Consider the following 12,986-nt stretch of genomic DNA (forward strand, 5'->3'; position numbering starts at 1 on the left):
AATGATCCGGAACGTCTTTCGGGCAGCATTAGTTTCACTTGGCTTTTTTGCAGGCCCGGCACTGGCCGAAGAGCCTTTTATCGTGGTGCAATCGACAACCTCGACCCAGAATTCGGGGCTGTTGGATTACATACTTCCGTGGTTTGAAGCAGAGACCGGGATCGACGTGCGCGTTGTGGCAGTCGGCACCGGTCAGGCGATTCGAAACGCGATCAACGGGGACGGCGACGTTCTGCTGGTCCATGCCAAAGCGGACGAGGAGCAGTTCGTCGCAGACGGTTGGGGCGTTGAACGGTTTGATGTCATGTACAATGATTTTGTTCTCGTCGGGCCAAAATCCGATCCAGCCAAGATTAAGGGCAGGTCAGATATTGTGGCAGCTCTGACTGCGGTGTCCGAAGCGAAGGCACCATTTGCCTCGCGTGGGGATGACAGCGGCACCCACAAGGCCGAAATGCGCCATTGGAATGCCGCAGGTGTCGATCCGACCGATGTCTCGGGCACTTGGTACCGCGAAACGGGCTCCGGCATGGGGGCGACATTGAACGTAGCCAGCGGCATGGATGCTTATACATTGACCGATCGTGCGACGTGGGAATCATTTGGCAACAGAGGAAACCTTGAAGTGTTGGTCGAAGGCGACCCGCTTCTGTTCAACCAGTATGGTGTAATCCTCGTGAATCCAGAGAAACATTCTGGCGTGCGTGCGGCGGCCGGACAGCGTTTTATTGACTGGCTTGTCGGCCCGGACGGGCAGGCGGCCATTAAGTCTTATCAACTGAATGGCCAGCAGTTGTTCTTTCCGAACGCAAACTGAGGCAGATCACCCGCTGGCACCATTATGGTGGATGGTTCCAAGTCCGGAAAGGTCGTAGCCACCGAACTCATCCGCGCGGATTGCGAACCTTTCCGATTGCAGAAAACTCAGCAGTTTGAGCATCGGTTCGTCGAAATAGGCCCGCCGCCAGATCGCAAGATCCAGACGTTCGGAATGCGTGGGGACAAACCCAAGGTCGTACAGCCCGGCCAGTGCGCCTAGCCCGAAACCGGCCTCGGCCTTGCTGTCATGCAGGGCTATGGCCAACTCCTCTTCGGTGCGGGCGCAGGTCGGCAGGGTTTCCAGATCGTCACGTGTCATGCCGTGGGCGTCCAGTTGTGCATCGAACAACCTTTGGCTGGCCGCACTGTCCTGACGCAGGATGACGCGTCGGCCTTTTAAGTTCGCAAAGTCCTCGATATCCGCCGCGCTCGGAGCCAATAGCAATCCACGCTGCCGTTGCGCGACTTCGAACAGAACGACCGGCGCCTCACCCAAAGCGTCTCGAAGGTTCTGGGTGTTGAACCCGTCATCTTCATGAATATGCAGTGCCGCTGCCTGTGCCGTTCGATCCTTGAGGCGCGTCAATCCGTCGAATGATCCGTCATAGTACGTCGCCAGACCCGAACCACTTTCGCGCAGCGCCCAGTCCAGCAGCGGATCATGGCTGCCCGCGACAATCGGGGGCAGGGGTGGCTTTGCCACCTGCGGGCCGGAACGCGAGGCGTTCAGCCAGGCAATCACCTCGGCCCGTGGAAACAGCAGCTTGCCCATGGCGCGCACGCAGGGAACCTCGCCCGACGAGGCGAGATCGTAGGCCTTCCGCTCGCCAATGCGCAGCAGGTCGGCCAGTTCTTTGGTGGTCAGGTATTCGGACATTCAGTCGAGACGCACAGCCGAGCCGGTCCCTGCATCTGCTGCACTGAAACCGATCTGTTGCAGCGCAAATGGCGCGGCGACAGTTATCACCGCCATTACGGCGACAGCTACAAGAAAGGCTTTCATAGTCTCCTCCGGCTCAGTTTTCCGGTGCCGTTGCGCGGCGCAGGAAGGCGATCAGGTCGTCCCGGTCCTGAGGTTGAGTAATCCGTTGCATCGGCATCTTCGACCCCGGGATGTAATGGTCCGGCCCTTCGTCAAACAAAGTGTTTATCGTTTCGTCATTCCAAATGATATCAGAGTCTTGCAGCGTGTCCGAGTAAAAATATCCCGGAAGTGTACCTGCTTTGCGCCCAAACACGCCATGCAGCGTCGGACCTGCTCGGCGTTGGCCATCCGGGGTCAGGCTATGGCAGATCGAACATTTGCGGGCGAACTGACGTTCCCCATTTTCCATTTCCTCGGGATCTTTCAGAAAGCTGGGCTCAGCCGCAGCCATCTGTTCCTGATCTCCTAGCGCAGCGACTGGCCAGCTATACATGGCCTCGTCAATGCCGCCCGCGTGCAGGTTCTGCCCGTCAGTGGAAAAGGCCAGCGCCCAGACCGGGCCGCGTAAGGTGGCCCTGAAATCCTGCGCGATACGCCATTCGACCGTGTCGATCACCATGATGTAGCCTTCGCCGTCCCCTACAGCCAGCATGTTACGATCAGGGCTGAGGGCCAATGCCAGAATCGGGCGGCGTTCCAGCGTGAAATCGCGTTCGTCCCCGGTCGTCAGATCAAGGATGCGGGTGACGCCGTCAACTGCACCATAAGCAATCCAGTTGTCCTGCTCGTTCAGCACCAGCTCATTGATGCCAAACCCGTGTTCCACGAACCGGTTGGTTTCCTGTCCGCTGGCAACGTCCCATATGCGTAGTGAACCATCGATACCTGCGGAATACAGTTCCGAACCGTCTGCAGAGAATTCGACGGCATTCACACCGCTTCCAGTCGGCCCGAGTAACGATGGCGCCGAGCCATCGACTGGCCATAGTCCGATGGTTCCATCCCAACTGGCCGTTGCCACATGGGTTTTCGACGCGGCGATACCAACAATTTTGCCTTTGTGTTGTCCGACGACCTGACCTCCGGGCCATTGGCGCAAGGTGAAGTCGTCTCCGGCCGAATAGATCGCAGTGCCATTGAACACCACGGAATTTACGGCCGCTTCGTGGCCCTCCAGCCAATTTGGGGTTTCATCCGTCCAAACTCCGACCGAGTTGTCAAAGCTGGCTGTAGCGATCCGTCCGTCTGGTGCCGTGGCAATGCCCATGATGGGTCCGCCATGGCCCTTGAGCGTAAAGAACTCGGCCATCGCGGGCAGGGGCAGCAGCAGCAGTGCCAGAGCAAGCCTGCGCATTTATTCGGCGGGCGAGGCCGCTCCTTCGCTGGCCTCTTTTGCCTGCACCTCTTCCAGCCACAGCGAATGATGCTCGCGGGCCCATTGCTCTTCTACCTCTCCGGTTCCCATGGCGTCGAATGCACCCTCCATTCCGACCGAACCCAAGTAGATATGAGCCAAAATAATGGCGATGAAGGCGTAGGCGACCATGACGTGCCAAACTTGGGCGTATTGCATTTCCTCCTGCGGGGACATTTGCACCGGCAGGTTCAGCCCCAGCATTTGCGGGATGCCTGTGGCGTTGGCGATCGAGAATGTCTTGGCAAACAGCGGCATTTCAAACGGGAACAGCAGCGACAATCCGGACAGACTGATCGAAACGCCAAGCAGTATGCAAAGCCAGAAGATGATCTTTTGTCCGGCATTGAATTTCTTGGCTGGGGGATGGCTGCCTTTCGTGAAAAGGCCGCCGCCCGCGGCGAGCCATTTCAGGTCGACCCGGTTGGGGAAGTTATGGCTGATCCAGTTCACGGTGACGATGATCAGCCCCAGCATGAAAGCCCATGCGAGGTTATTGTGCAGCCATTTGCACCCCTGAGCGATTGCCGCGAAACCTTCCTTGCCGAAGATCGGGATCAGGAAGTCGCGACCGTAAAGGGTCAACAAACCTGTGATGCCCAGGATCAGGAATGACCCGGCAAACAGCCAATGGCCGAACCTTTCAAAGCCACCAAAGCGGGTGACGGTCCGCCCCGTCTTTTCGCCGTCGATCCTTATCTTGCCCCGGATCAGGAAGAACAGCAGCAGAACGACAAGCATTCCGCCAATAATATAGCTGCCATATTCACGCAGCGGACCGGTACGGAAGTTCAGCCACCACATGCCGCCGTCCTGAATTAGTACGCCGGCCGCCGGGCCTTTGGACGACACTGTCACATCAGCCGAACCATAGCGCAGCGCGCGATAGACATCGCTGTCCGAGGCAACTCCGCGCGTACCCAACTGACCAAGTAAACCTTCGGCGTTGTCCTGGCCTGTATTGCCCGAGCGATAGCTGTTATCCACCTTTTCACCGCGCTGTCGCGCCATGATATCCTCAAGCGTCGTCGCGCCCCCGGTCTGCGCCCTGTCAGTAGGGGCAGGGGCTTCGGCTTCACTTGATTGGGCCACAGCGGTCTGGGCCATCGTACACGTCAGCAGCAATACGGCGAGTAAGCGGAACATCTGAACCTCGGTCAAAATCCCTGTTCAGACGACCCACGAACGCGGGTCGTCTGTCTGGTTCCCAAAGACGGTTTTACCCGTCTTTCTGGTCGTAGGCCGTACCCCAACCCCAAGCACCCGAGCCAAACCCGCGCGCGACGACGCGCTCACGGTAGATGGCGGACACAACGTCGCCGTCACCGGCGAGCAGGGCCTTGGTGGAACACATCTCGGCACAGATGGGCAGTTTGCCCTCGGCGATCCGATTGCGACCGTATTTTGCGAACTCTGCGGTCGAGTTGTTTTCTTCGGGACCACCGGCACAGAAGGTACATTTGTCCATCTTGCCGCGCGAACCGAAGTTGCCTGCTTGTGGGTATTGCGGCGCGCCGAAGGGGCACGCATAGAAGCAATAGCCACAGCCAATGCACAGGTCCTTGGAGTGCAGGACGACGCCTTCTTCATTCTGATAGAAGCAGTCGACCGGGCACACCGCCATGCAAGGCGCATCCGAACAATGCATGCAGGCCACCGAGATCGAGCGCTCGCCCGGGTTGCCGTCATTGATCGTCACCACCCTGCGGCGGTTGATGCCCCACGGCACCTCGTGTTCATTCTTACACGCGGTTACGCAGGCGTTACACTCGATGCAGCGTTCAGCGTCGCAGAGAAACTTTGCTCTAGCCATTATCGTCCTCCTTACGCTGCCGAGATCTTGCAGAGAGTACACTTGGTCTCCTGCATCTGGGTCACTGAATCATAGCCATAGGTCTGGGCGGTGTTGGTACTTTCACCCAGCACATAGGGGTCAGCGCCGGCGGGGTATTTGTGCCGCTGGTCTTCGCCCTGGAAATGGCCACCAAAGTGGAATGGCATGAAGGCCACGCCGGCACCGACCCTGTTGGTCAGCATCGCCATCACCTTGACCTTGCCGCCCTCGGGACCTTCGACCCAGACCTGTGATCCGTCACGAATGCCAAGGTTGTTGGCATCGCGGGGATTGATCTCGACGAACATGTCTTGCTGCAGCTCGGCCAGCCACGGATTTGACCGCGTCTCATCACCGCCGCCTTCATATTCGACCAGACGACCAGACGTCAGGATTATCGGGTAATCCTTTGAAAAGTCGTTCTTTTGGATCGAGGCATAAAGGGTGGGCAGGCGATAAGCCTGACGGTCCTCGTAGGTTGGATAATCCTCCACCAGATCGCGCCGCGGTGTATAAAGCGGTTCGCGGTGCAGTGGGATCGGATCCGGGAAGGTCCAGACGACCGCGCGTGCTTTTGCGTTCCCGAAGGGCGCACAGCCATGCTCGATCGCGACCCGCTGGATACCGCCAGACAGGTCGGTTTTCCAGTTGGTCTCTGGTCCTGCAACGGCGTCGATTGCTGCCCGCTCTTCAGCGGTCAGGTCACCGTCCCAACCAAGGTCCATCAGCATCTGCATTGTGAATTCGGGATAACCATCCTGAATTTCCGACCCAGCGCTGTAGACCCCTTCGGCCAGCAGGTTGTCGCCATCACGTTCCACGCCAAAGCGGGCACGGAAGGTCAGGCCACCTTCGGCCACCGGTTTGGACATGTCATAGAGGTTTGGTGTCCCTGTATGACCCATCTCCGGCGTTCCCCAGCAGGGCCAGGGCAGACCGTAATACTCGCCGTCGTTCGGGCCACCAATGGCCTGCAGCGTGGTTCTGTCGAACGTGTGCTGGTTGGCCATATGGCTTTTCAGACGTTCCGGCGACTGACCGGTATAGCCGATGGTCCAGAGGCCCGAGTTGAACTCACGCGTGATGCTTTCAACATTCGGTGTTTCCGGGTCGTCCATTTCGATGTTACGGAACAGACGGTCCGCCCAGCCGAATTTGTTGGCGAACTTGGCCATGATGACTTCGTCCGGCAGGCTTTCGAACAGCGGTTCCACCACCTTGTCACGCCACTGCAGCGAGCGGTTCGATGCCGTGACCGAGCCACGGGTTTCGAACTGCGTACAGGCGGGCAATAGGTAGACGCCATCGGTACGGTCATGCAGCACGGCCGAGACGGTGGGATACGGGTCGATAACGACCAGCATGTCCAGCTTCTCCATCGCCGTCTTCATTTCCGTCATCCGGGTCTGTGAGTTGGGCGCGTGGCCCCACAGCACCATGGCGCGGACGTTGTTGTCCTGATCCATGTTTGCCGGGTCTTCCAGAACACCGTCGATCCAGCGGGAAACAGGGATGCCGCGTTCGTTCTGAAGCGGTTTGTCCTTGCCTTCCTTGTCTTTAATCGTGGCAAACTGGCCAGCGAGCCATTCGGGTTCTTCACCCCAGACGCGTGCCCAGTGGCCCCATGCACCCTTCGACAGGCCATAGTAGCCGGGCAGGGTGTGAGACAGAACACCAAGGTCCGTCGCGCCCTGCACGTTGTCATGGCCGCGGAAGATGTTGGTGCCTCCACCCGAGGTGCCCATGTTGCCCAGAGCAAGCTGAAGCACGCAGTAAGCGCGGGTGTTGTTGTTACCGTTGGTGTGCTGCGTACCGCCCATGCACCAGATCACCGTACCAGGACGGTTGTTGGCCATTGTCCGTGCAACACGCTTTAGCTGTGAGCCTGGTGTTCCGGTGACACGCTCAACCTCGTCCGGGTTCCACTTGGCAACCTCTTCACGGATCTGGTCCATGCCCCAGACACGGGTGCGGATGAATTCTTTGTCTTCCCAACCGTTGTCGAAGATGTGCCACAGAATACCCCAGATCAGCGCAACGTCCGTGCCAGGGCGGAAGCGGACATACTCATCCGCATGGGCCGCGGTGCGTGTAAAGCGCGGGTCGCATACGATCAGCGGCGCGTTGTTTTGCTCTTTCGCGCGCAGAACATGCAGCAGCGAGACGGGGTGCGCCTCGGCCGGGTTGCCGCCGATGATGAAGATGGCACGTGAGTTATGGATGTCATTGTACGAATTGGTCATGGCGCCGTAGCCCCATGTGTTCGCAACACCCGCAACAGTGGTCGAGTGGCAGATACGGGCCTGATGGTCCACGTTGTTCGTACCCCAATAGGCGGCGAACTTGCGGAAAAGATAGGCCTGTTCGTTGTTATGCTTGGCCGAGCCCAGCCAGTAGACGCTGTCCGGCCCGGATTCCTCGCGGATGCTCATCATGCCGTCGCCGATCTCGTTGATCGCCTCTTCCCAGCTGATGCGCTTCCACTCGCCGCCTTCCTTTTTCATCGGATACTTGAGGCGGCGCTCGCCGTGGGCGTGCTCGCGAACCGCAGCCCCCTTGGCACAATGTGCACCCAGGTTGAACGGGCTGTCCCAACCGGGTTCCTGCCCGATCCAGACGCCGTTCTGCACTTCGGCGACGACTGTACAGCCGACCGAGCAGTGGGTGCATACGGATTTGATATTCTCAACGGCCTGATTGGCCGCGGTCTGGGCACTGGCTGGCGTCACGGTTCCACCCGTGGCGCTGATCGCGGCGAGGCCGCCGATCGTCAGGCCCGAGCCACGCAGGAATGCGCGGCGATCGACGGTTTTCTCGCCGATTTGGGACAGGATACTTGTCCGCTGGGGGCGTCTCGCAACCCCGTTGGTCTTTTTCCTAAGCATTTCGTTCCTCCCTTGCGCGCCGTGTAAGCCACGGCTGGCTTGGTACTGCTGATGCCGACGTCAGGGCCAATCGCAACCGTCAGTCGGGTGTGACGTCGTCCGGGTTAGAACCGGGCGCTGTCGAGATATGCGCGGGTATGCGCGGTGTCCTGCATCCGGTTTTCGTCCGCTGGCAGCTCGGCTGCTTCGGCCTGTCCAGTCAGGCTGGCAGCGGCAACGGCAGCAGGTGCAGCGGTTCCGGCCAGTTTGAGGAAGTCACGGCGGGTTGCGCCTTCTTCCTTGGTCTTGCTCATGGGTTTCTCCTCTCCCATTTGCACTTTGACGCCTTTCAGGGCGTCGGCGAATGACAGCGCTTTACGCCGTCGTCATTCGGAAGGCCTCGCGTTCGATTTCCATGAACACCCGACCAGCAGTGCCGACCGAGGCATAGAGAACCGAGTTTTCAGCACCTTCCAAATCCGAATAAAAATGCGTGGCCCAAGGGCCGATGTGTTTGCTCCAGAAAGCCTTCTGGTCTTCCAAAGACGCAGGCTGACCGAAACGCCCAACGATCATGCCTGCCATCATCTCCATCAGCGAGGCGATGTTGTCTTCGGGCTCGAACACGTTTTGGGCGCGGGTGATCCCGCGTGCGGCCATGTCATTGCGTAGCTGTGCTAGTGGTTTCTCGTTCAGGAATCCCGTGAGGTAGAAACTGGCATAAGGCAGAAGCTCGCCACGGCCCAACCCGATGAACAGCGCGTTGAATTCGCGCTCTGCCGCTGCGGGCTTTGTCACTTTCGCGACACGCGCCATGGTCTGAATGGCCTGACCCAGATCGGTGTCGTCTCCGGTCAAACCCGACACCTGATCCAACAGCATCTGATCCGGCGGGGCTGCCAGCAGCAGCCCAAGAAAGTTGTAGAAATCCGCGCGCAGGCGATCCTCGGCCGAGACATCCAGATTTTGCGCGTTGCTTGCGGTCATAGGGTTATCCTTCGAATTCAAATTTCATGCGGCGCGGGGCAGGAGGGCTATCTTCCTCTTCCGGTTCGTCGACTACCGCCACAAACACCGGCTTTGGTGCGGGCTCCTCGGTGGCCACAGGTTCTTCTGACGGCACTTCAATGTTGAGCGTCTCGTCAGTCTCATCTTTGTCAGTCTCGGCCGCCAGCGCTTCGACATGGGCGAGCATGCCTTTTCCCACCTGATACGCGGTCTGGATGTTTTCGATCACGCAGGCGGCGTCCGTGTAGTCTTCGCCATAATCCACCAGCCCATCAACGTTGGCCAATACCGGGTTCAAGCGCCAAAGCCGGCGCAAGGCCCGGCGGCGCAGCCGGTCAGGGACCGCTTTGGCCATAAAGCCAGAAACGTCGTCACCAGCCTGCAGCTGATCGGGGTCGGGAAGATTGAATTCGGCCAGAATCTCAGCGTCGCTCTTTTCTTCCAGCTTGGCCTGCTGAAGGGCAACATCCTGTTTCTCGGCCGCGACAACCTCGGCCTCGGCTTCCGCCTGAACGGCGGCCTTGCGACGGGACCAGAAATCGCGGACTTGGGTCATTGCACGATCCTCCGCGGGGCGCGGTAGACGTCTGACTCCTGCCGGATACGGGCATCACCCTTGCCTTCCTCAACAAGGTCGGTCCGTTTCTTATCTCGGCGGCGTTTGACGAAAACTTCTTCCCGGTGGTGTTCCAGCGCGAAATCCCGAACCCAAGCGATCAATCCTTCGGTCATTGGAATTTTCTCGACGATCTCTTCGCCGGTATCCGCGTAATCCTGTCCTTCGAACGGAGACGCCGTGACCAGCACCGCATTCAGGGGCTGTTCGCCCTTTAGCTCATCACGCAGAACCAGATAGATGGATGGCTGCCCGTCAGAGAGGTTGACCATGTAGGCTTCGCTCTCATCCGCCCACAATGTCAGAGGGAGTGTGGCGGCGTGGTACTCGACAGCTTCGCCCTCGCGGCGCATTTCAAGCCAGTCCGCAGGACCTGCACCGGGCAGGACGGCAACGGCACGCCAGTTCCATTTCGCCCAGCGGGTTACACCGGGTGTTTTGCGCACAACGACGCCTATCGGCATTTCTACCTGGCTTGCGGCCTTGGCCACTGGCTCCTCCCCGAAAGACTCTCCCCTGTCTTTCCTCGGGTCCACTATGGTACACAAAGCGCTTTGGTGCCAAGCCCAAGCCCTACGACCTTAGTCGTAGTCCGGGGTAGCATATTCGTGATTTCATCGCGCAGATGCCTGTGTTTCTTTGATAAGACAGGCATTTGCGTGTGAAATCGCCTCGATTTGTCAAAGGGTTTACATTGCCGCGGGCGGGATACAGCCTACGAAGCGGAGCGACGGAGACTTTCCGGGGGAGGATCATGAGCACCAAACTACTTCTATGCGATTGCGCTGGGTCTCAGCCTCTGAATGCCGAGGAAATTGCCTCAGCCTGCGGGGCCGAATGCTCAAAAGTTCACACTGCGCTATGCACACGCGAACTGGAGCTAGCGGCGGTGTCTATGCAGGGCGGAGACGTCATTATTGCCTGTGGGCAGGAACAGGACACATTCCAGACCCTTGCCGAAGAGCGAAACGTCGAAGTCCCCGGGTTCGTCGATCTGCGTGATCGGGCTGGTTGGTCCGAGCAAGGCGCGGATGCGACGCCCAAGATGGCCGCGCTGGCGGCGGAGGCTATGTTGCCGCAACCTGTCACGCCCAGCGTCGATGTCTTCAGCGAAGGGACGTGTTTGATCATTGGTCCAGGCGAAATTGCCTTTGGGCTCGCTGATCGATTGTCGGGCACACTTGCGGTAACGGTACTGCTCACCGACGAAGCAGAGCCTATGACACGCGCCTTTGACGTTGTGCGGGGTCGTATCAAAACGCTCAGCGGTGCGTTGGGTGGGTTTACTCTGCAGTTAGACGCGTTTCAGCAACTTGAGCCCGGCGGGCGGGGTGCGTTTTCCTGGACTGATGCCAGGGACAAGGCGCGTTCAGCCTGTGATATTGTTCTTGATCTGACAGGGGGAACGCCCTTCGTACAGGCCCCGGCCAAGCGCGAAGGGTACTTGCGGGCCGATCCACAGGACGTATTGGCCGTGGAGCGACTGGCCTTTGAAGCGGCTCAGTTGGTCGGGACCTTTGAAAAGCCGTTGTATGTGCGGATGGAAGAAACGCTGTGTGCCCATTCGCGCGCCGAGCAGGTCGCCTGTACGAACTGTCTGGATATCTGCCCGACTGGAGCCATCACACCAGCCGGAGAACACGTAGAGATTGACCCGATGATCTGCGCTGGCTGTGGCGAGTGCGCTGCGGTTTGCCCCTCGACCGCAATCACTTATGAGGATCCACCGGTATCGGCGTTGTTGTCACGCATGCATATTCTCGCGCGCACTTACCGACGTGCAGGTGGGACTGCACCGCGGCTATTGGTTCACGATGCCCACGGGGCCGAGATGATCCGTCTGGCGGCTCGTTTTGGGCGCGGGTTGCCTGCGGACGTGATCCCACTGGAACTGAACGTGATTTCGGGCTTTGGCCATGCCGAGATGCTGGCCGCTCTGGCCCATGGCTTTTCGCGCGTCGATGTCCTGTTGGCCCCGACGACCGAGCGTGATGCGCTGGATCGAGAACTTGCGCTGGCCCAAGCAATCGCTGCCCCGAATGCTCTGGGTTTGATTGACGAGGCTGATCCGGTCGCCATGTCTGACATTCTTTATCGGCAGGATGTGCCAGAGCCCTTGACTGACCCGGTTCTACCCTTGGGCAACCGCAGACAGATCGCTCGGTTGGCGGCGCAAGCTTTGAATCCGGGCATTGAGGCACCATTGCCGCTGCCGGATAACGCACCCTACGGCGCAATTGCGGTGAACACGGATGCCTGTACCCTGTGCCTCAGCTGTGTGTCGCTGTGCCCGTCGGGCGCGCTGATCGATAACCCGGATAAACCGCAATTGAACTTCCAGCAGGATGCCTGTCTGCAATGCGGCCTGTGCAAAGGTATCTGCCCCGAAGATGCAATCGCGCTCGTTCCACAATTTGATCTGAGCGACGCGGCCCTGTCTCAGCAAGTCCTGAACGAAGAAGAACCGTTTGCCTGCGTGGAATGCGGGGCCTTGTTCGGTGTGAAATCCACTGTTGAGCGGATCATGGAGAAACTTTCGGGCACGCATCCGATGTTTGCCACCTCGGACAAGGCGCGGATGATCCAGATGTGCGACAACTGTCGTGTGAAGGCCCAGTTCCAGCAGCAGGACAATCCGTTTCAATCCAACCCAAAGCCTCGTGTTGTCACGACCGAGGACTACTTCTCAAAACGAAAGGATCATTGAAGCTGTAGCGGGGCACCCAGATCTGCCGCGCTGATGACTGAGACGAAGGCAAGAATGGCTTCAAGGTCCTCAAGCGTCATCTCGACCGGGTATATGGGCGAAGGGCGTTGAGGATCAAACGGGGCGGTCAGCCCGTCAATCTGCGTGAATGCGGGGTGGGGGTTCAAGGCAAAGAACGCCTCAAACCGCTCCGACCAGTCAGGCATGGCGCGCAGGACCGCGAAAGATGGTGTCGAACCCAGCCCGTTCATCCGGTTCTTTGGTCCGATTACGTGGCACCTGCCGCAATGGGTCATCGACAGTTCTTCGCCACGCAGGGCATCGCCGTCGATCACCGTTTCGGTTTCCGCAGCCGCGACATCGAAACTGGCCGAGAAGGGCGCGCCCTGATCCGGCGCAAAGCTTTCAACTGTTCGCTTGCCGATATCGGATAACAGCCAGTCACGGAACCGTTCATGTTTGGCGTCGTCTTCGATCCGCAGGTGATAGATCACACCATCGCGGGCAAAGACGGGATCACCGGGCGGGGCGGTTTCCAAAACCAAAACGCCCGAGTCATCTGCAATAACGCGTATCCCGGTCTTGAGAGAAAAGCGTGGAAGGATATGTTGCAGCAGACCAGAGTCTGAAACCTCAGCCGGTGCTGCAAGACCAATTGCCTCTTGCGACCAAGAGGGGGTGGCAGAGAGCGTCAGGCTCAGGCACAAGAGGACAAAGCGCATGCCGCAACCTAACGGTATGGCACTAAATGCGTCAATTAAACTGAATGAGACGGAGACACATGCAATGAGCGGCAACC

The 12,986-nt window shown here is 58.9% G+C and carries 13 protein-coding genes; 2 read left to right on the plus strand and 11 right to left on the minus strand.

The genetic code is table 11. The features are described 5' to 3' along the window. The first annotated feature begins 1 nt into the window (after position 1). Positions 2–817 carry an ABC transporter substrate-binding protein gene (locus tag ACR0J0_RS03570; RefSeq protein WP_480661337.1) on the plus strand — a complete coding sequence of 272 codons (816 nt, stop codon included), beginning with the start codon at positions 2–4 and terminating at the stop codon, positions 815–817. Between the two features lie 6 nt (positions 818–823). Here the strand turns inward: ACR0J0_RS03570 and ACR0J0_RS03575 are convergent, their stop codons facing one another. The 10 genes from ACR0J0_RS03575 to ACR0J0_RS03620 all read right to left on the minus strand — a co-directional run bounded on the left by ACR0J0_RS03575 (position 824) and on the right by ACR0J0_RS03620 (position 9,971). Then, complete coding sequence (locus ACR0J0_RS03575) at positions 824–1,696, minus strand: substrate-binding domain-containing protein (RefSeq protein ID WP_480661338.1); 873 nt, start codon at positions 1,694–1,696, stop codon at positions 824–826. Further along, positions 1,697–1,822: a hypothetical protein gene (locus tag ACR0J0_RS03580; RefSeq protein WP_480661339.1), complete on the minus strand. Its 126-nt coding sequence runs from the start codon at positions 1,820–1,822 to the stop codon at positions 1,697–1,699. A gap of 13 nt (positions 1,823–1,835) precedes the next feature. Then, positions 1,836–3,098, minus strand: coding sequence for a c-type cytochrome (locus ACR0J0_RS03585; RefSeq protein ID WP_480661340.1), 1,263 nt, complete (start codon positions 3,096–3,098; stop codon positions 1,836–1,838). Next, positions 3,099–4,304, minus strand: a complete 1,206-nt coding sequence (locus ACR0J0_RS03590; RefSeq protein WP_480661341.1) for a formate dehydrogenase subunit gamma — start codon at positions 4,302–4,304, stop codon at positions 3,099–3,101. Between the two features lie 73 nt (positions 4,305–4,377). Beyond that, positions 4,378–4,971, minus strand: a complete 594-nt coding sequence (gene fdh3B, locus ACR0J0_RS03595; protein ID WP_058273836.1) for a formate dehydrogenase FDH3 subunit beta — start codon at positions 4,969–4,971, stop codon at positions 4,378–4,380. Positions 4,972–4,982: 11 nt separating this feature from the next. Beyond that, positions 4,983–7,877 carry a formate dehydrogenase subunit alpha gene (locus tag ACR0J0_RS03600; RefSeq protein WP_480661342.1) on the minus strand — a complete coding sequence of 965 codons (2,895 nt, stop codon included), beginning with the start codon at positions 7,875–7,877 and terminating at the stop codon, positions 4,983–4,985. Positions 7,878–7,981: 104 nt separating this feature from the next. Then, positions 7,982–8,170, minus strand: a complete 189-nt coding sequence (locus ACR0J0_RS03605) for a ubiquinol-cytochrome c reductase iron-sulfur subunit N-terminal domain-containing protein (protein WP_480661343.1) — start codon at positions 8,168–8,170, stop codon at positions 7,982–7,984. A gap of 61 nt (positions 8,171–8,231) precedes the next feature. Continuing rightward, on the minus strand, positions 8,232–8,843 hold the full coding sequence (locus ACR0J0_RS03610; protein WP_480661344.1) for a TorD/DmsD family molecular chaperone: 612 nt from the start codon (positions 8,841–8,843) through the stop codon (positions 8,232–8,234). Between the two features lie 4 nt (positions 8,844–8,847). Beyond that, positions 8,848–9,420, minus strand: a complete 573-nt coding sequence (locus tag ACR0J0_RS03615) for a DUF3306 domain-containing protein (RefSeq protein ID WP_480661345.1) — start codon at positions 9,418–9,420, stop codon at positions 8,848–8,850. Beyond that, positions 9,417–9,971, minus strand: a complete 555-nt coding sequence (locus ACR0J0_RS03620; protein WP_480661346.1) for a DUF3305 domain-containing protein — start codon at positions 9,969–9,971, stop codon at positions 9,417–9,419. The genes ACR0J0_RS03615 and ACR0J0_RS03620 overlap by 4 nt, the downstream gene beginning before the upstream one ends. A 263-nt stretch (positions 9,972–10,234) precedes the next feature. Here ACR0J0_RS03620 and ACR0J0_RS03625 point away from each other — a divergent pair, with 263 nt between their 5' ends. After that, positions 10,235–12,187, plus strand: coding sequence for a 4Fe-4S binding protein (locus ACR0J0_RS03625; protein WP_480661347.1), 1,953 nt, complete (start codon positions 10,235–10,237; stop codon positions 12,185–12,187). On the opposite strand, the gene ACR0J0_RS03630 is transcribed toward ACR0J0_RS03625, so the two are convergent. Continuing rightward, positions 12,181–12,909: a c-type cytochrome gene (locus tag ACR0J0_RS03630; RefSeq protein WP_480661348.1), complete on the minus strand. Its 729-nt coding sequence runs from the start codon at positions 12,907–12,909 to the stop codon at positions 12,181–12,183. The two genes, ACR0J0_RS03625 and ACR0J0_RS03630, sit on opposite strands and share 7 nt — an antisense overlap. Positions 12,910–12,986: the final 77 nt, after the last annotated feature.

The organism is Ruegeria sp. BF12 (assembly GCF_056538705.1).